23 protein-coding genes are annotated in these 25,082 nt (G+C 69.4%); 10 read left to right on the top strand and 13 right to left on the bottom strand.

Annotated elements, in window-relative coordinates; genetic code table 11:
* Window positions 1–44: 44 nt before the first annotated feature.
* Window positions 45–1,679 (top strand): tetratricopeptide repeat protein, encoded by a 1,635-nt coding sequence (locus E8A49_RS18965; protein ID WP_293385251.1) that lies wholly within the window; start codon window positions 45–47, stop codon window positions 1,677–1,679.
* Here the strand turns inward: E8A49_RS18965 and E8A49_RS18960 are convergent, their stop codons facing one another.
* A complete protein-coding gene (locus E8A49_RS18960; RefSeq protein ID WP_293385248.1) occupies window positions 1,680–2,450 on the bottom strand; it encodes a DUF1365 domain-containing protein in 771 nt (256 codons plus the stop codon).
* The gene (locus tag E8A49_RS18955; protein WP_293385245.1) at window positions 2,450–3,799 is read right to left on the bottom strand and encodes an FAD-dependent oxidoreductase; all 1,350 of its coding nucleotides are present in this window, start codon (window positions 3,797–3,799) and stop codon (window positions 2,450–2,452) included. The genes E8A49_RS18960 and E8A49_RS18955 overlap by 1 nt, the downstream gene beginning before the upstream one ends.
* 130 nt (window positions 3,800–3,929) lie before the next feature.
* Here E8A49_RS18955 and E8A49_RS18950 point away from each other — a divergent pair, with 130 nt between their 5' ends.
* Both E8A49_RS18950 and E8A49_RS18945 read left to right on the top strand, forming a co-directional pair.
* The gene (locus E8A49_RS18950; RefSeq protein ID WP_293385242.1) at window positions 3,930–4,724 is read left to right on the top strand and encodes a DUF1295 domain-containing protein; all 795 of its coding nucleotides are present in this window, start codon (window positions 3,930–3,932) and stop codon (window positions 4,722–4,724) included.
* Between the two features lie 34 nt (window positions 4,725–4,758).
* The gene (locus tag E8A49_RS18945) at window positions 4,759–5,787 is read left to right on the top strand and encodes a cyclopropane-fatty-acyl-phospholipid synthase family protein (RefSeq protein WP_293385239.1); all 1,029 of its coding nucleotides are present in this window, start codon (window positions 4,759–4,761) and stop codon (window positions 5,785–5,787) included.
* 6 nt (window positions 5,788–5,793) lie between these two features.
* Here the strand turns inward: E8A49_RS18945 and E8A49_RS18940 are convergent, their stop codons facing one another.
* Entirely contained in the window at window positions 5,794–6,747 is a 954-nt protein-coding gene (locus tag E8A49_RS18940) for a MoxR family ATPase (protein WP_293385236.1), read from the bottom strand.
* Window positions 6,748–6,971: 224 nt separating this feature from the next.
* Here E8A49_RS18940 and E8A49_RS18935 point away from each other — a divergent pair, with 224 nt between their 5' ends.
* Window positions 6,972–9,293, top strand: a complete 2,322-nt coding sequence (locus E8A49_RS18935) for an EAL domain-containing protein (protein ID WP_293385233.1) — start codon at window positions 6,972–6,974, stop codon at window positions 9,291–9,293.
* Between the two features lie 15 nt (window positions 9,294–9,308).
* Here the strand turns inward: E8A49_RS18935 and E8A49_RS18930 are convergent, their stop codons facing one another.
* A complete protein-coding gene (locus tag E8A49_RS18930) occupies window positions 9,309–9,941 on the bottom strand; it encodes a methylamine utilization protein (RefSeq protein WP_293385230.1) in 633 nt (210 codons plus the stop codon).
* A 100-nt stretch (window positions 9,942–10,041) separates the two neighbouring features.
* Here E8A49_RS18930 and E8A49_RS18925 point away from each other — a divergent pair, with 100 nt between their 5' ends.
* Together E8A49_RS18925 and E8A49_RS18920 are read left to right on the top strand one after the other, a co-directional pair.
* Window positions 10,042–10,917, top strand: coding sequence for a DUF3034 family protein (locus E8A49_RS18925; RefSeq protein ID WP_293385227.1), 876 nt, complete (start codon window positions 10,042–10,044; stop codon window positions 10,915–10,917).
* 1 nt (window position 10,918) lies between these two features.
* Window positions 10,919–11,443, top strand: a complete 525-nt coding sequence (locus E8A49_RS18920; protein ID WP_293385224.1) for a group 1 truncated hemoglobin — start codon at window positions 10,919–10,921, stop codon at window positions 11,441–11,443.
* A gap of 21 nt (window positions 11,444–11,464) precedes the next feature.
* Here the strand turns inward: E8A49_RS18920 and E8A49_RS18915 are convergent, their stop codons facing one another.
* Both E8A49_RS18915 and E8A49_RS18910 read right to left on the bottom strand, forming a co-directional pair.
* Window positions 11,465–12,997 (bottom strand): aldehyde dehydrogenase family protein, encoded by a 1,533-nt coding sequence (locus tag E8A49_RS18915; RefSeq protein ID WP_293385221.1) that lies wholly within the window; start codon window positions 12,995–12,997, stop codon window positions 11,465–11,467.
* A 14-nt stretch (window positions 12,998–13,011) separates the two neighbouring features.
* Window positions 13,012–14,121, bottom strand: coding sequence for a saccharopine dehydrogenase C-terminal domain-containing protein (locus E8A49_RS18910; protein WP_293385218.1), 1,110 nt, complete (start codon window positions 14,119–14,121; stop codon window positions 13,012–13,014).
* A gap of 154 nt (window positions 14,122–14,275) precedes the next feature.
* Here E8A49_RS18910 and E8A49_RS18905 point away from each other — a divergent pair, with 154 nt between their 5' ends.
* Window positions 14,276–14,701: an Lrp/AsnC family transcriptional regulator gene (locus E8A49_RS18905; protein WP_293385215.1), complete on the top strand. Its 426-nt coding sequence runs from the start codon at window positions 14,276–14,278 to the stop codon at window positions 14,699–14,701.
* Between the two features lie 108 nt (window positions 14,702–14,809).
* Window positions 14,810–17,326 (top strand): ATP-binding protein, encoded by a 2,517-nt coding sequence (locus E8A49_RS18900; RefSeq protein ID WP_293385212.1) that lies wholly within the window; start codon window positions 14,810–14,812, stop codon window positions 17,324–17,326.
* A gap of 30 nt (window positions 17,327–17,356) precedes the next feature.
* On the opposite strand, the gene E8A49_RS18895 is transcribed toward E8A49_RS18900, so the two are convergent.
* From E8A49_RS18895 to E8A49_RS18880, 4 genes are all read right to left on the bottom strand, one after another.
* Window positions 17,357–18,817: a CehA/McbA family metallohydrolase gene (locus E8A49_RS18895; protein ID WP_293385209.1), complete on the bottom strand. Its 1,461-nt coding sequence runs from the start codon at window positions 18,815–18,817 to the stop codon at window positions 17,357–17,359.
* A gap of 176 nt (window positions 18,818–18,993) precedes the next feature.
* Window positions 18,994–20,136, bottom strand: coding sequence for a thiolase domain-containing protein (locus E8A49_RS18890; protein WP_293385206.1), 1,143 nt, complete (start codon window positions 20,134–20,136; stop codon window positions 18,994–18,996).
* Between the two features lie 4 nt (window positions 20,137–20,140).
* Window positions 20,141–20,551, bottom strand: coding sequence for an OB-fold domain-containing protein (locus E8A49_RS18885; protein WP_293385204.1), 411 nt, complete (start codon window positions 20,549–20,551; stop codon window positions 20,141–20,143).
* An 85-nt stretch (window positions 20,552–20,636) separates the two neighbouring features.
* A complete protein-coding gene (locus E8A49_RS18880) occupies window positions 20,637–21,356 on the bottom strand; it encodes a winged helix-turn-helix domain-containing protein (RefSeq protein ID WP_293385201.1) in 720 nt (239 codons plus the stop codon).
* A gap of 116 nt (window positions 21,357–21,472) precedes the next feature.
* On the opposite strand from E8A49_RS18880, the gene E8A49_RS18875 reads away from it, so the two are divergent.
* Together E8A49_RS18875 and E8A49_RS18870 are read left to right on the top strand one after the other, a co-directional pair.
* Window positions 21,473–21,781 carry an NIPSNAP family protein gene (locus E8A49_RS18875; RefSeq protein WP_293385198.1) on the top strand — a complete coding sequence of 103 codons (309 nt, stop codon included), beginning with the start codon at window positions 21,473–21,475 and terminating at the stop codon, window positions 21,779–21,781.
* Window positions 21,778–22,122, top strand: coding sequence for an antibiotic biosynthesis monooxygenase (locus E8A49_RS18870; RefSeq protein ID WP_293385195.1), 345 nt, complete (start codon window positions 21,778–21,780; stop codon window positions 22,120–22,122). The genes E8A49_RS18875 and E8A49_RS18870 overlap by 4 nt, the downstream gene beginning before the upstream one ends.
* On the opposite strand, the gene E8A49_RS18865 is transcribed toward E8A49_RS18870, so the two are convergent.
* The 3 genes from E8A49_RS18865 to E8A49_RS18855 are packed head-to-tail and all read right to left on the bottom strand — an operon-like array spanning window position 22,119 to window position 25,075.
* Window positions 22,119–23,666 carry a DHA2 family efflux MFS transporter permease subunit gene (locus E8A49_RS18865; RefSeq protein WP_293385192.1) on the bottom strand — a complete coding sequence of 516 codons (1,548 nt, stop codon included), beginning with the start codon at window positions 23,664–23,666 and terminating at the stop codon, window positions 22,119–22,121. The genes E8A49_RS18870 and E8A49_RS18865 overlap by 4 nt on opposite strands.
* Before the next feature lie 3 nt (window positions 23,667–23,669).
* Window positions 23,670–24,053 carry a hypothetical protein gene (locus E8A49_RS18860; protein ID WP_293385189.1) on the bottom strand — a complete coding sequence of 128 codons (384 nt, stop codon included), beginning with the start codon at window positions 24,051–24,053 and terminating at the stop codon, window positions 23,670–23,672.
* Window positions 24,050–25,075, bottom strand: coding sequence for a phosphotransferase family protein (locus tag E8A49_RS18855; RefSeq protein WP_293385187.1), 1,026 nt, complete (start codon window positions 25,073–25,075; stop codon window positions 24,050–24,052). The genes E8A49_RS18860 and E8A49_RS18855 overlap by 4 nt, the downstream gene beginning before the upstream one ends.
* Window positions 25,076–25,082 lie beyond the last annotated feature (7 nt).

The raw sequence follows: 25,082 nt of genomic DNA, 5'->3' as shown, positions 1-25,082 counted from the left end.
CTGTCGGCGGGGGTGTTCGCGATGGGGGTCTTCGCGAGGGCTGGATGATCGACCTCAGGGCCGCAAGCTTCGACGCGGTCAAGTCACTGAACGAGGCCCTGCAACACCACGCCCTGGGCCAGATCCGGGAGGCCGAGGCGGGCTATCGCGAGATCCTGGCGCGCGAGCTTGGCCCGGGCGATCCCGCCCATGTACGCGCGCTGGGCATGCTGGCCCTGATCCTGGCCGAGGGCGACGACAAGGCCGCCGCCGAGGCGGCGCTGACGGAGCACCTCGCCCTCGATCCCGATAGCGCCGCCAGCCACCTGGCGATGGGCCGGCTGCGCACGAGCCAGGGCGACGTCAAGGCGGCGCTGGCCCTGCTCACCCGCGCGGCGGAGCTGCAGCCGGACCTGGCGCCGATCCACAACGAGATCGGTATCTGCCTGCACGAGGTGGGCCGCTGGCCGGAGGCGCTGGAGGCGCTGGACCGGGCGGCCGACCTCGACCCGGGCTACTACGCCGCCCAGGTCAACCGCGCCAAGGTGCTGACCGCGCTGGGGCGGCTGGAGGAGGCCGAGACCGCCGCGCGCCTGGCGCTGGCCGGCGGGGCTTCGGCCTCCGACACCACCGAGCAGCTGGCGGCCATCCTCCTGCGCCTGAACCGCCGCGACGAGGCGCTCAGCCTGTTGGACGACCTGTCGCGCCAGGCCGGCCTGCAGGGCAGCGGGCGGACGGACGCCGAGGCGCCCAAGGTGCTCCTGCTGGGCGCGGTGGGCGGCGGCCATGTGCCGACCCGCTACCTGCTGGACCCCCGCGCCTTCTCCATCGCCTCGCTCAGCCTGCTCTCGCCCGCCGCGCCGGACGCGCCCCTGGGCGCGGTGGACATGGAGCGGCTGACCCGCGCCGATGTGGTGTTCTGCGCCCTGGGCGACGTCGACCGCGACCAGTTCGGCCAGCTCGCCGCCGCGGAGGCGTTGTGCGCCGAGCTCGGCAAGCCGGTGGTCAATCCGCCCGACCGGGTGCGGCGCACCGCCCGCGACGCCGCTCCGGAGCTGTTCGCCGGCGTCGACGGCCTGATCGTGCCGAGAGCGCGGCGCACGACCCCAGCGGAACTGGCGGACCTCGTCATCGACAGCCCCATCCTGGTGCGCCCGCCCGGCACCCACAACGGCGACAACCTGGTCCGCATCGCCGATGAAGCCGAGAAGGCCGCCTATCTGGAGAACGGCCCGCCCGAGCAGCTGATCCTGACGCCCTATGTCGACACCCGCTCGCCGGACGGCTTCTGGCGCAAGTACCGGCTGGTGTTCGTCGACCGCCGTCCGTACCCGTTCCACCTGGCGATCGTCGAGGCTTGGCTGGCGCATTACTGGCGCGGGGGCATGGCGCGCAACGAGTGGAAGCGGACGGAAGAGGAGCGCTTCCTGGCCGACTGGCGCGGGGTGTTCGGCGAGCGAGGGGCGGCGGCGATCGACGAGGTCGGCCGCCGGCTCGACCTCGACTACGGCGGCATCGACTGCGCGCTCACCGCCGACGGTCAGGTGGTGCTGTTCGAAGCCAACGCCTGCATCCTGCTGCACCTCGACGAGCCGGAGACGCTGTTCCCGTACAAGCACCGTTTCGTGCCGCAGGCCCGCGACGCCTTTACGCGGCTGATCCGCGAACGGGCCGGCTTCCCTCCGGAGCCGGCGACCTGACTAGGCCGCGAGCCGGGCCTGCGGGGCCACGGTGACAAAGCGTTCCGGCTTCTTGGGGCGGGTACGGATCTTCTCGCCCTTCAGCCAGATGAACAGCGCCTCCCAGTGGATGGCGGCGACGACGCCCAGGCTCATCCAGGGGTGGGTCAGCCAGGCGCGGACAAGTTCGCGGTCGGAAAGTTCGCGCCGTTCGCCGGAGAAGCTGGCCGCCAGCACCAGGCCGTCCGCGTCGGACGTGTCGACGGCGACCAGCACCTGGTCCTCCGGGCGCAGGATGCGGAAGGCGTAGGACAGGTCCATGTCCATGAAGGGCGAGACGTAGAAGCCCTTGGCGCAGTCCTGCCGGATCAGGGCGGCGTTGGGCGCCGGGATCAGGTAGCAGTGCCGCTCGCCGAAGGTGTTGTTCACCTCATAGAGGATGGCCGAGAGCGTTCGGTCGGCGGCGTGGCAGAAATAGACCGTCAGCGGATTGAAGGCGCGGCCCAGGATCTGCGGCATGGCCAGCACACAGATCGGCCCGCCGGTGGGGATGCCCGCCTCGGCCAGGATCGCCTCGATCTGCGCCTTCAGCGGTCGGTCCGAGCCGTCGCCGAACCGCTGCGGATCGAAGCCGAACAGGTTGAAGCGGCCGACGCCCAGGGTCTTCAGCTTGAGATCCGCCAGCTCATCGAGGTCGATGAGCAGCATGAAGACCTTGTAGGCGAGCTTGTGGCGGCGGGGCTTCACCCGCGCGTGGCTGACCAGGCCCGTATAGAGCCCGGAGGCGAGCATCAGGCCGCCGCCTCGACGGGGCGCCTGGGCAGGCTCACGTGGATCCGGCCGGATTCGGCTTCCACCGTCCACGGACGGCGCACGCCGCCGAGCTGCTCGGCCACCGCCAGGCCGGCCTGCAAGGCGTCCTCGTGGAAGCCGTGGCCGAAGTAGGAACCGCAGAACCAGGTGTGCTTGACGCCCTGCAGGCTCCAGATCTCTCGCTGGGCGGCGATGGCGCCCGCGTCGAACAGCGGATGCTCGTAGACCTCGGTCTTGATCACCGCCTCGGGCGCGATCGGCCGGGTGGGCTTCAAGGTCACGAACAGGTCCTGGGGCGACGTCAGGCTCTGCAGCCGGTTCATCCAGTAGGTGACGCAGCCGTCCTCCGGATCGTTGCGCCGGCCGATGTGGTTCCAGCTGGTCCAGGCGGCCTTGCGCTGCGGCATCAGGCTGGGGTCGGTGTGCAGCACCGTCAGGTTGCGGCTGTAGCGGAAGGCCGACAGCAGCCTCCGTTCCTCCGCCGTCGGATCGTCCAGCAGGCTGAGCGCCGTGTCGCCGTGGGCGGCGATCACCACCTCGTCGAAGCGCTCCACGTGGCCGGTGACGTCGCGCACCTCCGCGCCGCCGGGCGTGCGCTTGACGCCGGTGACCCGGGCGCCGGTGCGCACCTCGCCGGTGAAGGCCTCCGTCAGCTTGCGGACATAGGTGCGGCTGCCGCCCTGGACGGTGCGCCACAGGCCGCGGCCGAAGACGCTCATCATGCCGTGGTTCTGGAAGAAGCGGATCAGGGCCGCGGCCGGATAGGCGCCGATGGCCGCCAGCGGCGTCGACCAGATGGCCGCCGCCTGCGGCAACAGGTGGTCGTCGCGGAACGCCTGGCAGTAGCCCTTCTGCGCCAGGTAGTCGTCGAGCGAGGTGAGCGGCGCCTCCAGGGACGCCAGGTCCCTGGGGCCATGGCGGTAGAAGCGGGTGACGTCGCGCAGCATGCCCCAGAACCGCGCGGAGAAGATGTTCCGCTTCTGGGCGAACACGCCGCTCATCCCGAAGCTGGAATATTCGAAATCGCCGTCGTCGAGGCTGACGCTGAGGGCCATGTCGGCGGGGATCGAAGCCACGCCCAGGTGGTCGAGAAGGGCGGTGAAGTTGGGGTAGTTGGGCTCGTTGTAGACGATGAAGCCGGTGTCGACGGGCGTCGTCCCGCCCAGGTGGTTCGGCGCGTCGGCGGTGTTGGCGTGGCCGCCCAACCGCCCGTCAGCCTCGAACAGCACCACGTCGTGCCGCTGCGACAACAACCAGGCCGCCGACAGACCGGCGACGCCGCCTCCTACGATCGCTATGCGTAGACGACGGTCTTCCGAATCGAACACGCCTTACCTCTTGGCCAACTGGGCCCAGCCGAAGCTGCGGCGCCTCTTTGAGCTACGGGAGGCTTCCCCCAGCGGATGCATCCGAACCAAGGTATGACCGCGTATGGCTGACGTGGAAAGTGGGTCGCCCATGCTCTGGTTCCTGAGCCTTTTCGTGCTCGGCGTCATGACCGTTGTGATGCTGGCGGCCTGGGCCTTTGGGCTGGCGCGGAAGAACGGCGGCTGGACGGACGTCTTCTGGACCTTCGGGACCGGCGCGGCCCTGGCGGCGGCGGCCCTGTGGCCCCTCGGCCCGGGCGCCATGCCGCAGGCCCGGCAATGGCTGGTGGCGGGGCTGGTGGCGCTCTGGGCGATCCGGCTGGGCGGCTATATCGCGCCGCGCGTCGCCCATCACGAGGACCCGCGCTACGCCCGCTTCCGCGCGGAGTGGGGCGGTGACTATGCGCGCAACATGCTGTTCGTGGTCCTGCCCCAGGGGCCGGCCTCGGCGCTCCTGTCGCTGTCCGTCCTGGTCGCCGCGCGCGCCCCCGGCCCGGCGCTCGGCCTGCGCGACCTGGCGGGTGTCGTCATCCTCCTGGCCGCCATCGCCGGCGAGGGCCTGGCCGACGCCCAGATGAAGCGTTTCAAGGCCGACCCCGCCAACCGGGGCAAGGTCGCCGAGACCGGGCTTTGGGGCTGGTCGCGGCATCCCAACTACTTCTTCGAATGGTTCGGCTGGCTGGCCTATCCGGTGATCGGCCTCGATCCGGCCCGGCCGCTCACCTGGTTGAGCTTCGTGGCGCCCGCCGTGATGCTCCTGCTCCTGACCAAGGTCAGCGGCATCCCGCCGCTGGAGGAGGCGCAGCTCGCCTCCAAGGGCGAGGCCTACCGCGACTACCAGCGGCGGGTCAGCGCCTTCATTCCCCTGCCGCCGAAAACCGCCTAGCCCTCAAACCGCCTCAGCAAGGACCGACCTTCGTATGAGTCTCGTCTCCACCGCCCTCCTGGCCTTCGAGGGCGCGCCGCTTCCCGATCCCGTGCGCAAGGCGGCCATCGAGTTCCTGGTCTCCGGCGCGCGCCGCCAGGCCGCGGCCGCCGGCCCGGACGCCGACGCCGCCTTCGCCCGCCAGATGGCCGAGCGGCCGATCGCCGAGCACACCGACGCGGCCAACGAGCAGCACTATGAGGTCCCGGCCGAGTTCTTCCTGAACTGCCTGGGCCCGCGGCTGAAGTACTCCTCCTGCCTCTACGAACCCGGCGACAGCCTGGCCCAGGCGGAGGACCGCGCGCTGGCCGAGACCTGCGCCCATGCCGACCTGAAGGACGGCCAGCGTATCTTGGAGCTCGGCTGCGGCTGGGGTTCGCTGTCGCTGTGGATGGCGCGGGCCTATCCGAGGGCGCAGATCACGTCGGTCTCCAACTCCGCCAGCCAGGGCGAGTTCATCCGCAGCCGGGCCGCGGCTGAGGGCCTGACCAACCTGACGGTCATCACCGCCGACATGAACGACTTCACCCCGCCGGATGCCGGGAGCTACGACCGCATCGTCAGTGTCGAGATGTTCGAGCACATGGCCAACTGGCGCGCGCTCCTGGGCCGGGTGAAGACCTGGCTGAAGCCGGACGGCCGGGTGTTCATCCACATCTTCACCCACCGCACCGGACCCTACCGCTTCGACGTCGAGGACGAGGCCGACTGGATCGCCCAGCACTTCTTCGCCGGCGGGGTCATGCCCAGCCACAACCTGATGCGGCAGTTCCCGGACCTGTTCGAGGTGGAGGCGGACTGGCGCTGGAGCGGCGCGCACTATGAGAAGACCGCCCTGCACTGGCTGGAGAACTACGACCGCAATGTCGCGGCGATCCGCCCCGTGCTGCGCTCAGTGTACGGCGACAAGGCCGTCCTGTGGCATCGCCGCTGGCGCCTGTTCTTCCTGGCCACCGCCGGCCTTTTCGGCCATCGCGGCGGCGCGGAATGGGGCGTCAGCCACTATCGGTTGCGGCCGGCCTAGCGGGCCTTATCGGCGCGTCAGCAGCTCGACGATCTGCGGTTCCACCGCCGTCACGTCCTGCTCGAACTTCAGGATCACGTTCAGGGTGTCGCGCACCATGGCCGGGTCGAGGTCTGCGGCGTGCAGCAGGACCAGGGCGCGGGCCCAGTCGACGGTCTCGGAGATCGAGGGGGCTTTCCTGAGGTCCAGGGTGCGCAGGGACTGGACGAAGGCCACCAGCTGGTTGGTCAGCGCCGCCTCGATCCCGGGCACGCGGGTGGCCACGATCCGCTCCTCCAGCGCCGGCTCCGGCAGCGGGATGTGCAGGTGCAGGCAGCGGCGCTTCAGGGCGTCGCCCAGGTCACGGACATTGTTGGAGGTCAGGAACACCAGGGGCGGCGTCTTGGCGACGATGACGCCCAGCTCCGGCACCGAGACCTGATAGGCCGACAGCACTTCCAGGAGGAAGGCCTCGAAGGCCTCGTCCGACTTGTCGATCTCGTCGATCAGCAGGACGCAGCCTTCGTCGTGGCGCAGGGCCTGCATCAGCGGCCGGGGCTCCAGGAAGGGCTCGGAGAAGAACAGGTCGCCCATGCCGTGCAACCGGTCCATGGCCGCGTCCATGGTCGGCGCGTCGGCGAGCGCCTCGCCCATGCGGTCCTTCAGGATCTGGGTGTAGAGCAGCTGCTTGCCGTACTTCCACTCGTAGAGCGCCTTGGACTCGTCCAGGCCCTCGTAGCACTGCATGCGGATCAGGGGCTTGGCGATCAGGCGAGCAGTGGAGAGCGCCAGCTCGGTCTTGCCGACCCCAGCCGAGCCTTCCACCAGGATCGGTTTCTGCAGGTGGACGGCCATGTAGAGGGCGGTGGCGATGCGGCGCGAGGCGATGTAGCCCACCCCGCCCAGGCCCTCGACCAGGGCGTCCACCGACGAAAAGGGGCTGGCGGCGGAGGCGGCCGCGAGCGGATTGGAAATCGTCAAAGCACAGGCTTTCAAAAATGCGGCGCGCACGGGCGCCAGGTCGTCTCGAATGCCGGCGATTGTGCCAAGGGGGCGCCGCCAGGGCAAACGGGACCTTTTCCCCAATAGGTTGTAGGCTGGAAATCAAAAGTTTTCCGTGGTTTACGCCGGCTTCACCAAGGGTCGGCTAGACGACAAGTCCGCGCCTCCGTGCGCTCACGCCTTCAGGCCCGAAACCCCTAACCGTGTTCACCCGGCTCCGCACCCGATTGACCGTTCTCTACGTCGCCCTGTTCGGGGCGGTGCTGACGCTCGTCTCGGTGAGCGTCTATCTGGCGATCAACCAGGCCGCCCAGCGCCAGGTGCGCGGCGAGCTCACCGCCACGGGCACGGTGTTCGACCGCGTCTGGTCGCTGCGTTCCGACCGCCTGCGCGAGGGCTCGGCGCTGCTCTCCAAGGACTTCGGCTTCCGGGAGGCGGTGGCCACCCACGATGCGCCCACCATCGTCTCTGCGATGGAGAACCTGAAGTCGCGCTTCAGCATCGACGCGGCCTTCATCGTCACCACCGACGGCCACATGATCGGCGCCGACGCCCAGGCGCTGGCCGCCGACGGCCCCGGCCTGGAGAAGGCCCTCGACAACGCCGAGGACCCCTCGGGCGTGGTGGTGCTGGGCGGCGCGCCCTATCAGGTGGTGGCCGCGCCGGTGATGTCGCCCGACCAGATCGGCTGGCTGGTGTTCGCCGTGAAGCTCGACCGCGGCGAGATGACCGCGCTGGAGAAGCTCTCCGCCATTCCGCTGAACGCCGCGGTGCTGAACCGCGACGCGCACGGCTGGCGCCAGGCGGAACAGGTTAGCGGCCGCGACCGCACGATCCTCTCCGGCGCCATCGACCAGGCCGCCGCGAAGAAACTCACCAAGCCGCTGGAGATCGACGACAGCCGCGGCGCGACGCTGGCGCTGGTGAAGCCGCTGCCGACGCTCACCCGGACCCAGCCGTCGGTGCTGGTGCTGCGCTATCCGCTGGCCCTGGCGCTCGCGCCCTACCGCCCGATGCTGGCCATCGTGGCCCTGGCCGGCGTGCTGGGCCTGGGCGTGGTGGCCTGGGGCTCCTGGGCGCTGGCCCGCGGGATCACCCGGCCGATCTCCGCCCTCGACGAGGCGGCGCACCGCCTGGAGCGCGGCGAAGAGGCGCAGGTCGACATCGGCGGCAAGGATGAGATCGGCCGCTTGGCGACCAGCTTCAACACCATGGCCACCGAGATCCGCGACCGCGAGCGGCGGATCACCCACCTGGCCCTGCACGACGGCGACACCGGCCTGCCCAACCGCCTGGCCCTGGAGCGGGTGGTGGAGGCGCTGTCCGACCTGCCGGAAGGCCAAGTCTATGTGGCGGCCCTGGGCGTCCACCGCTTCGACCACCTGCGCGGCGCCATCGGCTACCAGCTGGCGGCGCAGGCGGTGCGGATGATCGGCAACCGGCTGGGGGCGCTCGCGCCGACCTCCGGCGTGGCGCGGGTGGCCAGCGACGTGCTGGGCTTCGTGCTGATCGCCGCCGACCCGGCCGGCGCCGACGAGGACGCCGAGCGGTTGATGGCCGAGCTCGAGGCGCCATTGAACGTCGGCGGCGACGTGATCGACGTCAGCCTGCATCTGGGCCTGGCGCCGATCCGGCGCGGCGCGGGGCCGGGCGCGGCCATCGAGCAGGCCAACATCGCGCTGGACCAAGCCAAGGCCGCCAAGCGTAAGGTCGCCTTCTTCGACGCCAAGGCCTACGGCGATCCCGGCGCCAACCTGGCCCTGATGAGCGGCATGTTGCGGGCTCTGGAAGACGGCGCCATCGACCTCTTCTATCAGCCGAAGTTCGACATCCGGCAGGGCCGGGTCACCGGCGTCGAGGCCCTGTCGCGCTGGCGTCACCCGGCGCGCGGTATGCTGCCGCCCGACCTGTTCATTCCGATGGCCGAGGAAACCGGCCACATCCGCACCCTGACGGAGTGGGTGTTCCGGCGCGCCATCGACGTGCAGGCCGAGCTGGCGGCGGCGGGTCATGTGGTGGACATGTCGGTGAACGTCTCAGGCCGCACCCTGGGCGAGCCGGACTTCGCGGACTTCGCGCTGGCCGAGGCGCGGCGCGCCGTCGGTGGGCTGACCATCGAGATCACCGAGACCGCTGTCATCGCCAACCCGGAGGTGGCGCTTTCCATGCTGGCCCGCTTCGCCGAGGCCGGCATCGCCATCTCCATCGACGACTTCGGCACCGGCCTGTCGTCGCTGGCCTATCTGAAGCAGATCCGTGGCCAGGAGCTGAAGATCGACAAGTCCCTGGTGGAGGGCGTCACCGAGAGCCAGCGCGATGCGTTGATCGTGCGCTCGACCATCGACCTGGCGCATAGCCTGGGCCTGAAGGTCACCGCCGAGGGGGTTGAGACCGACCCCTGCTACGCCCTCCTGGCCGCCATGGGCTGCGACCTGGTCCAGGGCTACCTGATCGCCCGGCCGATGCCGATCAAGCAGCTCATCGCCTTCCTGGCCGATAAGGACGCCAACCGGCGCTACGGCTAGGTCTCGGAAGAGTGGCTACATCGCCATCTTCTTGTGGCGCATGGAGACCGGCTTCAGCTCCAGGCTGACCGCCATGTCCGTGGCCGTCGCGGCGAGCGGCTTGTCGACGGCGGCCTTGGCCTTCATATCCGGGTGCCAGACGCTAAGCGTGCCGGCGACGCCCGGCAGGCCGTGGATCACGGCTTCGCCCGCGGCGTTGGTCTTCGCCGCGAAGGGCGTGTCGGCCACATAGATATAGCCGATCATGCTGTCGTGGATGTTGCACCCCAAGGGCACGATCCCGGCCTTGTCGAAGGTGACGGTGCGTTCCTCCTGCTGACCGTAGAGCTTCAACTCGAACTTCTTGGCTGCGGAGAAGGAATAGACGTGGTGGCGCACCTTGTCCTTGTTCGGAAAGGCCACCGTCGAGCCCACCGGCACGATCAGGACGTACGGGTTGAACGAGATGTTCTGCTGGGTCATCACATTGGGCCAGCTGTAGTGGATGGGTCCCGCCGCGCCCGCGCCGCCGGCGGTGTGCACCAGCACCACGGCGTCCACCAGGGGCGAGCCGTCCTCGCCCTTCACCGTCACGGTAAGATCAGCGGCGGCGGCCTGCCCGGCGAAGACGAGTGCGGTGGCGACGATCGGCAGAATATGTCTGAGCATACCCGTCGCACTAGCTGGGTTTGCTTGAACGTACTGTAAATATTTACAACCTAAACTCTCCTGCAGACCGCAAAATGCGGGGCTATGGGGGTCATCAAGGATGCGAGGACTTCGTACGGTGCTTCTGTGCGCCGGAGCGCTGCTCTGCGCGCATGCCGCGCAGGCGCAATCGGAGCTTCGGCCCAGCGGCAAGCTGCTGCTGACCGAAGGCGTCAGCACCATTGAGGGCTCGGGCGGCGGCGGCATCGCCACCTGGGCGCTGATCACCGGTTACGAGACTCGCGACGGGATCGGCGCCAACGTCCACGCCACCGGCATCCAGCTCCCGGACTACCAGTTCCGCGCGTATGGCGCGGCGGTGGGCTTCCGCGACCGGCTGGAGCTCAGCTACGCCCACCAGGAGTTCGACACCCAGGGCACGGGCGTGAAGCTGGGCCTGGGCCGCGACTTCACCTTCGGCCAGGACGTGTACGGCGCGAAGCTGAAGGTGGTGGGCGACGCGATCTACGACCAGGATAGCTGGCTGCCGCAGATCTCGGTGGGCGCCCAGTACAAGAAGGCCGCCCAGAGCGGTGTGCTGAGCTTCCTGGGCGCCAAGGACGACGCCGGCGTCGACTGGTATGTGGCCGCCTCCAAGGTCTTCCTGGACGAGAGCCTGGTGCTGAACGGTGCTGTGCGCGCCACCAAGGCCAACCAGACCGGCCTTCTGGGCTTCGGCGGCCCGGGCAACGACGACTACCACGCCGAGTTCGAGGGCTCCGCGGCGCTCTTGCTCACCAAGCGCCTCGCCGTGGGCCTCGAATACCGCACCAAGCCCAACAATCTGGGCCTGAAGGAAGACGACTGGATGGACGTCTTCGCGGCCTTCGCGCTCAACAAACACCTCTCCGTCACCGCGGCCTATGTGGACCTGGGCGAGATCGCCACCTTCAAGGATCAGCGCGGCGCCTACCTCTCTCTGCAAGCGGGGTTCTAAGATGATCCAAGCGCTGATTTTCGCCGCCGCCCTGGCGGGCGCGCCGACGCCCGACGCAGCTCCGGCGCTGGCCTTCAAGGTCGAACATCCGTCCACGAAGTATCCGGGCGAGGAGGAGGTCGCCGACTATCCCCACGCCGCCGCCAACGCCGGCGCCCAGCCGTTCGAAGGCGACCGCATGTGGAGGGCTTTCCACGGACAGGCCGGCGTCGACAGGGTGGTGGATGAGCTGGTGGACCGCAGCCTGGCGGACCCGCGTATCTCCGACATCTTCAAGAGCCACGACATGGTCCGCCTGCGCCGGACGCTGAAGGAGCAATTCTGCTACCTGCTGAACGGCGGTTGCGACTACTCGGGCCGCGACATGAAGACGGTGCACAAGGACATGGGGCTGCAGAACACCGACTTCGACGCGCTCGTCGAGCACCTGCAGGCGGCCATGGACCACGAGAAGATCGGCTTCCGCGATCAGAACCGCTTCTTGGCCAAGCTCGCGCCCATGCAGCGCCAGGCTGTGGAGCGGTAGGTCGTCAGCTAGCGGACGATTTCAAACGTCGAACTGCACGCCCTGGGCCAACGGCAGGGTGCGGCCGTAGTTCACCGTGTTGGTGGCCCGGCGCATATAGGCCTTCCAGGAGTCCGATCCGGCTTCGCGGCCGCCGCCGGTCTCCTTCTCGCCGCCGAACGCCCCGCCGATCTCGGCGCCCGAGGGGCCGATGTTGACGTTGGCGATGCCGCAGTCCGACCCGCCCGCGGAGGTGAATAGCTCCGCCTCGCGCACGTCGTTGGTGAAGATCGAGGACGACAGGCCCTGCGGCACGTCGTTCTGCAGGCCGATGGCCTCGGTGATGTCGGAATAGCGCATCACGTAGAGGATCGGGGCGAAGGTCTCGCGACGGACGATTGCGGCTTGGCGGTCCATCTCCACCAGGGCGGGACGGACGTAGACCGCTTCGCCGCAACCGGGGACGTCCACCCGTTCGCCGCCGGTGACCTGACCGCCGGCCGCTGTGGCTTCGGCGAGGGCGCGTTGCTGGCTTTCGAAGGCGGCGGCGTCGATCAGCGGGCCGACCAGGGTCCCGGCCTTGCGCGGATCGCCCACCGCGACCGATCCGTAGGCCGCCTTCAGGCGGGGCAGCAGGGCGTCATAGACGCTGTCGTGCACGAACAGGCGGCGAAGCGTGGTGCAGCGCTGGCCGGCGGTGCCCATGGCCGCGAAGGCCACCCCGCGCAGGGTCAGGTCGAGGTCGGCGCTGGGCGCCACGATGGCGGCGTTGTTGCCGCCGAGCTCCAGCAGCGCGCGGGCGAAGCGCGCGGCCAGGCGCGGGGCCACGGCGCGGCCCATGGCCGTCGAGCCGGTGGCCGAGACCAGCGGGACCTTATGATGGTCGACCAGGGCTTCGCCGACCTCGCGGGCGCCGATCACCACGGCCGAGAGGCCCGCCGGCGCCTCGCCGAACTTGGCGCAGGCGCGCTCGAACAGGGCCTGGACGGCCAGCGCTGTCAGCGGGGTCTTTTCCGAGGGCTTCCAGACCACGGCGTCGCCGCAGACGAAGGCCAGCGCCGCGTTCCAGGACCAGACCGCGACCGGGAAGTTGAAGGCGCTGATCACGCCCACCACGCCCAGCGGGTGCCAGGTCTCCATCATCCGGTGGTCCGGCCGCTCGGTGGCGAGCGTCAGGCCGAACAGCTGGCGCGACAGGCCGGTGGCGTAGTCGCAGATGTCGATCATCTCCTGCACTTCGCCGGCCGCCTCGGAGACGATCTTGCCCGCCTCCAGGGTGACGAGGGCGGCGAGGTCGGGCTTGGCGGCGCGCAGCTCCTCACCCAGCAGGCGGACCAGCTCGCCGCGCCGGGGCGCGGGCGTGAGCCGCCATTTCAGGAAGGCCGCGTGCGCCGTCTCGACCGTGCGGGTGACCTCGTCGGGGGACGCATCATGCACCTCGGCGATGGTCTCGCCGGTGACCGGGGAGCGCACGGCGCGTCCGCCGCCGGTCCATAAGCCTTCGGCCACGCCCAGGCGGGCCAATACCTCGGCGGCTTCGGCCCGGGCGGAGCCGATGGGGGTCTGCACGGTCATCTGGTCTGCTCGGTCTATTCGGCGGCGGCGCGAAGGGCGGGGGTGGATTGCTCGTCGCCAGCGTAGAAGCGTCCGAAGCGGTTGCCCAGGATGTCGGCGAGCGGGATGTCCTCCTGGCGGATGAAGCCATGGTCCGCCAGCTTGCCGCCGGCCAGGAGGTCCAGCACCGCGCAGGCCGCGCCGGCGGTGGTGATCTGGATCGCGCTCTTCATCTCGCCGCCCACGGCTTGCGCGTAGATCTTGTTGACGTAGGTCTCCTGCATCAGCCGGCCGGCCTTCAGCCCGCTGACGGTCACGAAGACGATGACCACGTCCTGCAGGGTGGCGGGGACCGCGTTCTCCAGGATGTCCTTCAGGAGCGCGCGGCGGTTGCGCAGGCCCAGGTCGTTCAACAGCGCCTTCATGATCGCCGCGTGGCCGGGATAGCGGATGGTGCGGTAGTTCAAGTTGCGCACCTTGCCGGCCAGGGTCTGGCACAGCGTGCCCAGGCCGCCGGAGGTGTTGAAGGCCTCGTAGGTGACGCCGTCGAGGGCGAATTCCTCGCATTCCTCCAGCGCCGGGACCTCGCGCAGCTGGCCGCCGACGATGGCCTCGCAGGGCTCGCAATATTCGTTGATCACCCCGTCCGTCGACCAGGTGAGGTTGTAGTTGAGCGCGTTGGACGGATAGCGCGGCAGGGCGCCGACCCGCAGGCGCACGTCATGCAGCTCGTCGAAGTGCTGCGCCAGGTCCCAGGCGGCGATGGTGATGAAGCCGGGCGCCAGCCCGCACTGCGGGATGAAGGCGGTCTCGGCGTCCTTCGCCAGCTCACGGACGATGCGGCTCGCGGCCACGTCCTCGGTCAGGTCCAGGTAGTGGGCGCCAGCCGCCTTGGCCGCGGTCGCCACCACGGTGGTCAGGTGGTAGGGCGCGGCGTTGACCACCGCGAAACAGCCGGTCAGGGCGGGCGTCAGGACGTCAGGATCGTCGACCGCCAGAGCCAGGCCCAGGACCCGCGGATCGAGCCCCTCCAGCGCCTCGGCGCTGCGGTCGATCACCCGCACCGAATAGTCGCCGCAGCTCGCCAGCAGAGCGGCTATGGTCGAGCCGATCTTCCCGGCTCCGATGACGGCGACGTCCAGCATGCGAGGTTCTTCCGAATAAGACGGCGCGAGGGGTGCGCCCCCTAAAGGTGATTCGCATCGCCGCCGGTATCAATTGGCATCTCGGCGATATTCATGGCATATCTTGGCATATCGACCGCAGCATTCGGCGCAACGCCGAAAATGGAGGCCGGCGATGGATGACCTGGACGATCACCTGCTGGCGCGCCTGCGCGACAACGCCCGCGCGCCGGTGGCGGAACTGGCCCGGGCCCTCGGCCTGTCGCGCACCACGGTGCAGAGCCGGCTGGCGCGGCTGGAGCGGTCCGGGGTCATCGCCGGCTATGCGGTGAAGCTCTCCCAGGCGCGGGAAGCCGCCATGATCCACGCCTTCGTCATGCTCACCGTCGAGCCCAAGCAGGCCGCGGCCGTCACCGCGACGCTGAAACGCCTGCCCGGCGTGCGCAAGCTGCAGTCGGTGAGCGGACCGGCCGACATGATCGCCGCGGTCGAGGCGCCTAATGTGGGCGAGATGGACGCCCTGATCGACCAGATCGGCGCGGTCCACGGGGTGGAGCGCACCAACTCCTCCATCGTGCTGGCGACGAAGTTCGACCGCTAGGCCCCCCGGGGGCCGCGCCGGCGATTGTGACAGAAGGTGAACGGTGTAAACCCAAGCTCAATCTTCGCTGATTAAGTTCCGAGAATTGGCGGAGTCCTCAGCGGTCCCATGAAGTCCCTCTCGCGTCGGTTTCTGATCAGCGTCGGCTTGATGTCGCTGATCATGACGGTGCTTGGCACCTTCGGCGCGTTCGTCGTGTTCGAGCGCGAACTCTCGCACCGTCAGATCGGTTACCTGACCGACTACGTGCGTGAGCGCAGCTCCAACGTGGACCGTCAGCTTGCCGACGTGTCCAGCCTGCACAAGGCGGCGGGGGAGGAACTGCAGCAGCGGATGGCCAAGCTCAGCGACGCCGACGTCCGGCGCCTGGCCGACAAATACTTCCCGGCCAAGGGCGACGGCACCCGCCGCAGCCGCGACGAATACTTCGACGGCGTGGTGCAGGAGGGGCAATACACCTACGGCATGGGCGCCTTCCTGGCCCACGAGCGGGACGCCACCCCGGAGCAGATGCGGACCCTGGTGGCCGCCTTCAACCTGGTGGCCGCGCTCGGTCCCGCCGCCCGGCGGGAGTACGACAACCTCTATTTCTTCACCAGCCACCCGACGCGGCTAGTGATGTACGGGCCGGACCGGCCCGACCATCTGACCTACTACCGTCACGAGGCCCCGGCTGACATGACGGTGGACAACGAGGAGATGGCCAAGCTCACCCTGCCGCAGAACGATCCGAGCGGCGCCACACGCTGCACCAACCTGCAGCGGCTGGTGCAGGACGATGTGGGCAAACGGCTCATGACCGCCTGCCTGACCCCGACCTATGTGAACGGCCGCTACGTCGGGTCGTTCGGCTCGTCGATGGAGCTCACCCACTTCTTCCTGAACGCCCTGAAGGACACCCCGTCCGGCGCCTCGCCGCTGATCGTCACGGGCAAGGGCGAGCTCATCGCCTATCCGGGCTTCATCAGCGACCAGACCAAGGCCCCCGAAAAGACCATCGCGGCCTATGAGAAGACCTTCGCGCTGAAGGACCTCGTGGCGCGGGCCATAGCCACCGGCCGCGACCATGGGGTGATCGAGAGCAAGGACGGCCGCCAGATCGTGGCCTTCGGCCGGCTGAATGGGCCCAACTGGTACCTGATGCTGACCTATCCGAAGGCCGACGTGGTGTCCTCGGCCCTGTTGTCGGCCTCCTGGGTGCTGCTGATCGGCGGCTTCGCCTCGGCCCTGCAGGCGCTGGCGGTGGTGCTGCTGGCCCGCCGCAGCATCGTCCAGCCGCTGGAGCGCCTGGCCGCCTCCTGCGAGCCCGGCGACGGCGACCGGCCGGACGTCCGCGACGTGGAAGTCCGCAACGACGAAATCGGCGTGCTGGCCGTGTCCCTGCGCACCGAGCGTGAGAAGGTCGAGGCCGTGCTGGCCTCCCTGGAAGACCGGGTCAGCGAACGCACCGCCCAGCTGGAACGGGCCAATACCGAGAAGTCGCGCTTCCTGGCCAATATGAGCCACGAACTGCGCACCCCGCTGAACGGGGTGATCGCCATTTCCGAGACCCTGGCCGGCCAGCAGTCGACGCCCAAGGGCCGCGAACTGGCCGAGTTGATCGTCTCCTCCGGCCGCCTGCTGGAGCGGGTGCTCACCGACATCCTCGACTTCTCGAAGATCGAGGCCGGCGAGATCACCCTGGCGCGCGACGAGTTCGACATGGAGCGCCTGGTGGGCGGCATCGCCGAGCTGCACCGCGCCTCCGCGCAGGGCAAGGGCCTTGATTTCCGCTGGTCGGTGGCGCCGGAGGCGGCGGGCCGCTACGCCGGCGATACGGTCCGTATCACCCAGGTGCTGTCCAACCTGCTCTCCAACGCCGTGAAGTTCACCGAGGCTGGCCAGGTGAGCCTCGACGTCATCGGCTTCGGCGACGAGGTGCGCTTCCAAGTGGCCGACACCGGCATCGGCTTCGACGCGGAGACCGGCCAGCGGCTGTTCCGCCGCTTCGAACAGGCCGACGCCTCCATCCGCCGCCGGTTCGGCGGCACGGGCCTGGGCCTGGCCATCAGCCGCTCGCTGATCGAGCTGATGGGCGGGCGGATCGTGGTCAAATCGACGCCCGGTCAGGGCTCGGTGTTCTCGGTCTACGCACCGCTGGAGCGGCTGGCGGGCGAGGCGGCGGAGACCGAGGCTGAAGAGGCCTACGACCTGGACATCGCCGGCTGCCGCGTGCTGGTGGCCGAGGACCATCCCACCAACCAGAAGGTGGTCGAGCTGATCCTGGAGTCGGTCGGCGTCTCGCCGGTTATCATCGAGAACGGCCAGCTGGCGCTGGACCGACTGAAGGCCGAACGCTTCGACGTGGTCCTGATGGACATGCAGATGCCGGAGCTGGACGGCCTGTCGGCCACGGTCCTGCTGCGCGAGTGGGAGCGTGAGACCGGGACCCCGCGCACGCCGGTGATCATGCTGACCGCCAACGCGCTGGACGAGCACATCCGCTCCAGCCACGACGCCGGCGCCGACCTGCACCTGTCCAAGCCGATCCACGCCCAGGCCCTGATCGAAAGCATCCTCGCCGCCATCAGCGCGGCCGACGAAGCTTTGACGGTTTCGGATGAACCGATCAGCGACGTGGCCTGAGTAACCCCGACTTTCGTCGGGCCATTCGGACTAAGGTTGGGCGTTGAAGTAGATCGGGTTGCCGAGCAGCCAGAGCTTGCCGTCCGGCCCGCGCACGTCGATGCGCAGCCAGTGGCGCTGGCCGTCGCCCGTCACCTCGAAGCTGCGGGTCTCGTCGTCGCCGGCCAGCGCAGCGTCGGCCAGTTTCGGCTTCGGGCCGTTCCCGGCCAGCGACAGCGAACCGCCGGCCGCATGCGCCACATGGATGCTCACGCGGACCACCGCGCCGGCCGGAGCGGCTATCGCATCGCCCATCTCGCCCACGCGCCCGCCGGACGTCGCGCTGACCTCCAGGAGCTTGTCGCGGCTGCCAGTGATGTCGACGAAGACGTGCCCGGCGCGGATCCCCGCCAGAATCGCCGGCTGCGACAACTCGCTCGCATGGACCACGGTGGTGGGGAAGCCGATGCCGGTGTGCGTCGCCTGGTCGATGCCTGCGTCGTGGTTGTCCGAGCCCCCGACAGCGGTGACGCGGAAGCCCGCGTTCAGCCGCGCCTCCCAGAACGGAATCCCGGAGATCGCGCTCTCCGCCCCGCCAGGCAGGCGCAGCGCGCCGCCGTTCACCGCCTCCACTGCCTGGATGCGTGAGAAGTCGGTGTCCTTCGCCGTCCAGCCGCAGCCCATGCAGGCCTCGCCCGACGGCTGGCCTGGATGGTTGATGGAGATCAGGCCTCCGGCCTTCTCCACCTGGTCCTGGATCGCGGCCAGGGTCGGCGCGCGCGGCGAGCCCAACTGGAAGTCCATGGGCGCGCTCGGCCCCCAGATGTTGGCGTGGCCCCAGAAGGTGGTGAGCTCCCGGCCGGGGATCAGCAGGAGGTCGTCGAAATAGGGGGCGAACTCGCGCAGGGCCTCGTTCTGGGCGGTGTCGTTGTGGTCGGTGACCGAGATGAAGTCGAGGCCGTGGGCGTGGGCGGTCTCGAGCGTCCTGAACACCGGACACGGCACGCGCTGGCCGCGGTGGGAGGCGCAGGAGCCGTCGGAATGGGCGGTGTGCATGTGCAGGTCGCCGCGGTACCAGCCGGGCGTGGCCTTGATCGGCGTGGCGCTGAAGCCCGCGAAGCTGGTTCCTCGATCGAAGTGGACCTTGGCGGTGTAGTGGGCTTCGACGCCGGCGCGCAGGTTCGGCACGCCCAGCACCAGCTTCCAGGTCCCGGCGGGGATCGGGCCGGGCAGGTAGGAGGGCGTCGCCTCAGCGTCGCTGATCGTGAAGCTTTGCTTGTTGCCGCCGCTCCAGCCGCGGAAGCGCACCGGATCGCGCACGCCCAGGTCGATGACCGAGTGCTGGTCCTTGCCGGTGTAGGCGAACTCCACGGTGATCCGCGTGGTCCCGCCCGGAACCTGGAACGGGACCTCGCGGTAGTGCTCGTGGTCGGCGCGGGTCATGACGCCGGTCAGCGTCAGGTCCTGGGCGCGGGCCGCGGCGGCGAGGCCGAGAGCTGCGAAGATCGCCAACAGTATCCTTCTCCCGAGCCGGGAAAAGGTGGCGGCCGAAGGCCGACGGATGAGGGACTGCACTGACATCATCGCCGTCATCTGCCCGTCAATTGTGAAGGACGTGCGAGGCCCCTCATCCGACCTGCTTCGCAGGCCACCTTCTCCCCTCCGCGGGGAGAAGGTAGCTTCCGCAATTACGGCGCTTCGTTCGAGAACACGATGGTTCCGGAGGCCGCGAACATGCCGCCGACGCCATGGGCGATGCTGATCTTCGCGCCGGGAACCTGGGCCGGGGCGATCCCGCGCATCTGCCGCACGCTCTCCTGCAGGGCGTACATGCCGTACATGCCGGAGTGCATGTAGGAGAGGCCGCCGCCGTTGGTGTTCAGCGGCAGCTTGCCGCCCGGCGCGGTGTTGCGGCCCTTGATGAAGGCAGCCGCCTCGCCTTCCTGACAGAAGCCCAGGTCCTCCAGGCCGTAGAGCGGCAGGTGAGCGAAGGCGTCGTAGATCATCAGGTGGTCGACGTCGGAATGGGTGATGCCGGCCTCGTCGAAGGCCTTCTTGCCGCTGATGCGGAAGGCGGTCGAGTGGGTGAAGTCGTACATCTGGCTGACCATCGGGGTCTCGACGCTCTCGCCGGTGCCCAGGACGTAGACCGGCTTCTGCGGGAAGTCCCTGGCCCGCTCGGCCGAGGTCAGGATCAGCGCGCCGCCCCCGTCGGTGACCAGGCAGCACATCAGCTTGGTGAAGGGCCAGGCGATCATGTCGGACTTCAGGACGTCCTCGACGGTGATCGGGCCCTTGAAGCTGGCGCGCGGGTTCTTCGCCGCCCATTCGCGCTGGATCACCGCCACCTGGGCCAGGTCCTCCACCGTGTAGCCGCGGGCCTTGAGGTAGCGCAGCACGGGGATGGTGAACATGGTGGGCGGCCCCATGGGCCCGTAGGGCATCTCGAACTGGCCCATCAGGCTGGAGGCCGAACGGCCGAAGCCGCCGGCGCCCACTCGGGAGCGGCCGCTCTCGCCGTGGGTGATCAGCACTGTCGAGCAGAGCCCTTCGTTGATCGCCGCCGCGGCGTGGCGGACGTGCAGCATGAAGGAGCAGCCGCCGACCTGGGTGCCGTCGGCGTAGGTGGGCTTGATGCCCATGTAGTGGGCGAGCTCGACGGGGCTGATCCCGGCGGTGGCGACGCCGTCGATGTCGCTGGGCTTGAGGCCCGCGTCGGCGAGCGCGTTCAGCGCCGCGTCGGCATGCAGGCCGATCACCGAGACGTCGGGGATCTTGCCCATCTGGGTGGTCTCGGCCGCGCCGACGACCGCGATGGATTTGCGCTTCATGGTTCTACGCTCCCGCCGGCTGGAAGAACGGCAGGGTGATGTCGTCGCTCTGCGGGGCGAAGGTGACCTTCACCGGCATGTCGAGCTGCAGCGCCTCCGGCGTCTGCGGACAATCCACGATGTTGGTCATCATGGTCGGGCCCTCGGAGAGCTTCACGACCGCGATGGCGTAGGGCTCGGTCCCCATGTCGGGGCGCGGGCGCATGTTGATGACATAGGACCACAGCACCGCCTCGCCCGAGGCCTTGAACACCTCGACCTTGCGGCTGCCGCACTTGGGGCAGAAGGGCCGGGGCGGGAAATAGGCGCCCCCGTCGCAGTCGGCGCAGCGCTGCAGGCGAAGCTCGCCCGCCTTGCAGCCCTCCCAGAAATGCCGGGTCTCCGGCGTGGGCTCAGGCAACATCCGTGGTGGCATCTGAAATCCGTCCCTATGGAAAATGGCTTGGGCTTGGCGCGCCAAATCGGCGGCGCGCGCAGCAAAGCCGAGCGGGACGGACTTGTCACGTCGCGGCTGCGGTTTCCTCGTTCGGCGTGTCGGGCATGACCCCGAAGATCTCGCGGAAGGCCTCCAGGCCGCGGGGGCTGAAGCGCACCAGGCGCGTGCCCGGCTCGCGCGCCGCCCAGCCCAGGGCGAAGAACCGGTCCAGCAGGGCCGCGCCCAGGCCGCCGGCCAGGTGGGTGCGGCGCACGCTCCAGTCCAGGCAGCCCTTGCACAGCGGCCGACGCTGTCCGGCCAGCGCCGGCAGGTCGAGGCCCAGCGCCGCCATGAAGGCCTCGCCGGCCGGGGTGAGGCTGAGCCGCTCGTCGGTTTCCACAATGAAGCCGCGCGCGGTCAGGCTCTCCAGCATGCCCACGGCCAGGTCGCCGGCCAGGTGGTCGTAGCAGACCCGCGCCCGGCGCAGCGCCGGCTCCTTGGGGCCCGTGCGCACCCGGGTGTGGCCGGTCCGCGCGGCCAGGCCCATCAGGGCCTCGATGACCCCGGCCACGTCCTCGCCCGAGAGCGCGTAGTAGCGGTGGCGGCCCTGCTTCCTCTGGGTGAGCAGGCCGCCGGCCTCCAGGCGGGCCAGGTGGGAGCTGGCGGTCTGGGCGGTGACCCCGGCCTCACGGGCCAGTTCGCCGGCGGTCAGCGCCTGTCCGGAGAGCAAGGCGGTCAGCATGTTGGCGCGCGCCGGGTCGCCTAGCAGCGAGCCCAGGGTGGCGATATCGGGTCCGACCTTCATGGTTCGACATTACGCGAATGATCGCCGGTGGGACAGGCCCCAAGCTTCGTCCTGGATCGAAGCATGGGCCCCTGCGAAGCGGCTACCCAGGGTCCAGGCCAGACCTGGAGAGCGCCATGACCGTCACCTGCTGCATCCGTTACGTGATCGATCCCTTCAAGAAGGACGACTTCGAGGCATACGCCCGCAATTGGCTGACCATCATCCCGGCCCTGGGCGGGGACCTGCTCGGCTATTTCCTGCCGCACGAGGGGACCAACAACATCGCGCTGGCGATGATCGGCTTCGACAGCCTGGCGTCCTACGAGGCCTATCGCGGCCGGCTGAGGTCCGACGCGGCCTCCATGGCCAACTTCAGGTTCGCCCAGGAGCGGAAGTTCATCCTGGAAGAGACGCGGACCTTCCTGCAGCCGGTGAGCAAATGATCGCGGTGATCTTCGAAGGCCAGCCGGCCGCGGCGCGGGGCCAGGAATATCTGGATATCGCCGCGGAGCTGCGCCCGCTGCTGGACGGTGCCGACGGGTTCATCTCCATCGAGCGGTTCGCCAGCCTGACCCAGGAGGGCAAGCTGCTCTCGCTGTCGTTCTGGCGCGACGAGGCGGCGGTGGCGGCGTGGCGGGGCCTGGATCCGCACCGGGCCGCCCAGGCGCGCGGGCGCGGCGGGGTCTTCGAGAGCTACCGCATCCGGGTGGCGAGCGTGCTGCGCGACTACACCGAGGGCGACCGGACCGACGCGCCGGCGGATTCACGGGCGGCCAACGGCTAGTCGACGGCGACCTCGTGCGCCGGCTGAGGGGCCGCCCCGGCCGCCGCCGCTGGCTGCCGCGCCGGCGGCTTCAGGATGAGCAGGGCCGGCGCCATCAGGAGCGCGAGGACGCCCAGGGCGCCGAACACCGCGTCGTAGCTGATCATCGTCCCTTGGCGGGTCACCTCGCCGTTGAGGGCCTCCAGGCCCGGGCCGGAGAGGCTGAACACCTGCGGCAGGCTCCAGCGCAGCACCGGATCGGTCACCGTCACATGCTCGGCAAGGCGGGCGTGGGCGACGGCGGCGTCGCGGATCAGGATCGCCTGCACCACCGAGATCCCGGCGCTGGAGCCGATACTGCGGGCCATGGTCGAGACGATGGTGCCTTCGGTCCGGTGGATGGGCGCCAGCTTGGCGTAGGCCAGGGTGTTGAGCGGCGCGAACAGCAGGCCTGTGCCCAGGCCCTGGATGAAGCCCGCCACCTCGATGGGCCGGGCGGTCATGGACAGGTCGAACTGGCCCATCAGCCACATGGCCATCGACGACAGCATCACCCCGACCAGCAGCACCTTGCGCGGCCCCAGCCAGCCCACGATCGCCGGCACCGCCAGGAAGGCTATCAGCGACCCCACGCCGCGGGTCATCGACGCGATGCCGGCTTGCAGGGCGGAGTAGCCCAGCAGGTTCTGCATCATCGACGGCAGGAGCGCGCTCGAGGAGAACAACAGCACCATGGTGGTCAGCGAGAACACCGTGGTCGCGACGTAGTTGGTGTCCTTGGCCAGGTCGCGGTGGAAGAAGGGATGCTCCGCCGTCGCGGTCTGGACGATGAACACGAACAGGCCCGCCGCCCCGATCGCGCCTTCGATCCAGATCTCCTTGGAGTCCAGCCAGTCCTCGGTCGGGCCGCGGTCGAGCATGAGCTGGAAGCCGGCCACGAACAGCACCAGCGCTCCGAAGCCCAGGAAGTCGAACGGCCGCTGCCGGCCGCCAGGGTCGGCGTCCATGAAGGTCCAGATGCCCAGGAAGGCCAGGATGCCGATGGGCACGTTGATGTAGAACACCCACCGCCAGGAGAAGTCCTCGGTGAGATAGCCGCCCAGCGTCGGGCCGATGATCGGCCCCAGGATCACCGCGGCGCTCCAGATGCTCATCACCCGCGGGATCATCTTCTGCGGATAGATGTCGAGCATCACGGTCTGCGACAGAGGGATGAGCGAGGCGCCGGCGATGCCCTGCAACAGGCGGAAGGCCACGATCTCCGGCAGCGAGGTCGCGATCCCGCACAGCACCGAGGCGGTGGTGAAGCCCGCGATCGAGAACAGGAACATGGTCTTGCGGCCGATCTTCTGGGACAGCCAGCCGGACAGCGGCGTCATGATCGCGGTGGCGATGATGTAGCTGGTCAGCACCCAGGTGATCTGGTCCTGCGAGGCCGAGACGCTGCCCTGGATGTGCGGCAGGGCCACGTTGGCGATGGTCTGGTCCAGGGTGTTCATCAGCGTCGCCAGCATCAGGGCGCCGGTGATCGGGATGCGGTTGGCGATGTCCTTGGACGAGGCCATGGGTCAGACCGGCGCGACGGAGAGCTTGCGCCGCTCGGTCGAAGCGCGCAGCTCCGCCCAGATGGCGTCCTGCCGGGCGTCATCGCCGGCCGTTTCCGCCGCCGCGTGGGCCGCGATCAGCCCCGCGCGTAGCCGGGCGTTCTCGGCGCGCAGGGCAGAGAGCCTGAAGCTGGTCTCGTCGGCGGCGTCGGCCAGCAACTCGGCGAGCGCGCGGTTCTCCGCCACCAGACAGTCCGCCTCGCCGTCGGCGACCTCGGCGGCCAGGCCGAGGATCATCGACGACAAGGTGAGCGCGTTGGCCCGCTCCGCGGCCGGGACGTCCGGCGAGGCGTTGCGCAGCGCAAGCTCGGCGAGTTCGGCCAGGACCGAAGGGACCGTGGGCGTCATAGCTTCCCCATCAGCTCCAGTATGGCGCGATCCTGGGCGTTCAACAGCCACCAGGCCGCATAGATCAGGATCGGCTCGGTATTGCCGCCGTCGATGAAGGCGCGCGCGGAGCCCACCCAGATGCCCTGGCCCTTCACGCAGTTGAACAGCATCCACCAGTGCAGGGCCGCCGGATCGACGGCGAGGCCGCTGGCCCGCGCCCAGACCGCCACGGCCTCGTCCTGCGGAACCAGGCCGCCGGCCAGGCCGCGGCCCATCCGCCAGATCGGGTTGAAACTCCAGGCCAGGTCCTCCAGCGGGTCGCCCAGGTGGGCCATCTCCCAATCCAGCACGCCTTGGACCTCGCCGGCCGCGTCATAGAGGAAGTTGCCGGTGCGGTAGTCGCCGTGGACCACCGACAACCGCTGCGCCGGCGGCGGCGGATGGGCGCGCAGCCAGCGGATGGCGGCGCGCGCGATCGGCTGCGGCTCGGCCTCCTCGCGGTCGATCACGCCTTCCCAGTGGTCGAGCTCGCGCCGCCAGCAGGCGTCGAGCGCCGGAGCGTCCATCACCTCGGTCAGGCCGAGCGCTATGGGATCGGCGCGGGCGATCTCGCCCAGGATCGTCCACTTGCGCTCCGCGAGCCTCGGCAGCACCGCATCGTAGGGGCCGGAGAACAGCACCTGCGGCGAGGTCTGGAAGCCCGCCAGCTCCTCGGCGATGAAGAAGGGCGCCCCCAGCGGGCCGGCGTCCTCCTCCAGCCACAGCATCCGCGGCACCGGCACGGCGGAGCCCTCGAAGGCGCGGTAGGCGGCGAATTCGATCCGCCGCTCGGTGTCGATCAGGCTGGCCGGCGGGTCGCGCCGCAGGATCAGCCGGCGTTCGTGATCCCGGCCGCCCTCCCGCCAGGTCAGCCGGAAGCGATAGGTCTCCCGCGAGGCGCCGCCGGGGATCTTCTCGACGTCGGCGACCGTCAGGCCCTGAGTGCCCGGCATCCGGGCGGCGACATAGGCGGCGATCCTGGGCGCGAGCGGGTGGTCCACTAATTGA

The organism is Phenylobacterium sp. (assembly GCF_004799515.1).
Taxonomy (GTDB): Bacteria; Pseudomonadota; Alphaproteobacteria; order Caulobacterales; family Caulobacteraceae; genus Phenylobacterium.
This window is presented reverse-complemented; position numbering and strand designations above follow the sequence as displayed.

Coding starts and splice junctions, on each gene's coding strand:
- E8A49_RS18865 (WP_293385192.1), bottom strand. CDS start 23,666: ATGGCCTCGTCCAAGGACATCGCCAACCGCATCCCGATCACCGGCGCC.
- E8A49_RS18870 (WP_293385195.1), top strand. CDS start 21,778: ATGATCGCGGTGATCTTCGAAGGCCAGCCGGCCGCGGCGCGGGGCCAG.
- E8A49_RS18890 (WP_293385206.1), bottom strand. CDS start 20,136: ATGAAGCGCAAATCCATCGCGGTCGTCGGCGCGGCCGAGACCACCCAG.
- E8A49_RS18875 (WP_293385198.1), top strand. CDS start 21,473: ATGACCGTCACCTGCTGCATCCGTTACGTGATCGATCCCTTCAAGAAG.
- E8A49_RS18880 (WP_293385201.1), bottom strand. CDS start 21,356: ATGAAGGTCGGACCCGATATCGCCACCCTGGGCTCGCTGCTAGGCGAC.
- E8A49_RS18915 (WP_293385221.1), bottom strand. CDS start 12,997: ATGACCGTGCAGACCCCCATCGGCTCCGCCCGGGCCGAAGCCGCCGAG.
- E8A49_RS18960 (WP_293385248.1), bottom strand. CDS start 2,450: ATGCTCGCCTCCGGGCTCTATACGGGCCTGGTCAGCCACGCGCGGGTG.
- E8A49_RS18930 (WP_293385230.1), bottom strand. CDS start 9,941: ATGCTCAGACATATTCTGCCGATCGTCGCCACCGCACTCGTCTTCGCC.
- E8A49_RS18900 (WP_293385212.1), top strand. CDS start 14,810: ATGAAGTCCCTCTCGCGTCGGTTTCTGATCAGCGTCGGCTTGATGTCG.
- E8A49_RS18910 (WP_293385218.1), bottom strand. CDS start 14,121: ATGCTGGACGTCGCCGTCATCGGAGCCGGGAAGATCGGCTCGACCATA.
- E8A49_RS18925 (WP_293385227.1), top strand. CDS start 10,042: ATGCGAGGACTTCGTACGGTGCTTCTGTGCGCCGGAGCGCTGCTCTGC.
- E8A49_RS18965 (WP_293385251.1), top strand. CDS start 45: ATGATCGACCTCAGGGCCGCAAGCTTCGACGCGGTCAAGTCACTGAAC.
- E8A49_RS18905 (WP_293385215.1), top strand. CDS start 14,276: ATGGATGACCTGGACGATCACCTGCTGGCGCGCCTGCGCGACAACGCC.
- E8A49_RS18945 (WP_293385239.1), top strand. CDS start 4,759: ATGAGTCTCGTCTCCACCGCCCTCCTGGCCTTCGAGGGCGCGCCGCTT.
- E8A49_RS18920 (WP_293385224.1), top strand. CDS start 10,919: ATGATCCAAGCGCTGATTTTCGCCGCCGCCCTGGCGGGCGCGCCGACG.
- E8A49_RS18885 (WP_293385204.1), bottom strand. CDS start 20,551: ATGCCACCACGGATGTTGCCTGAGCCCACGCCGGAGACCCGGCATTTC.
- E8A49_RS18860 (WP_293385189.1), bottom strand. CDS start 24,053: ATGACGCCCACGGTCCCTTCGGTCCTGGCCGAACTCGCCGAGCTTGCG.
- E8A49_RS18950 (WP_293385242.1), top strand. CDS start 3,930: ATGCTCTGGTTCCTGAGCCTTTTCGTGCTCGGCGTCATGACCGTTGTG.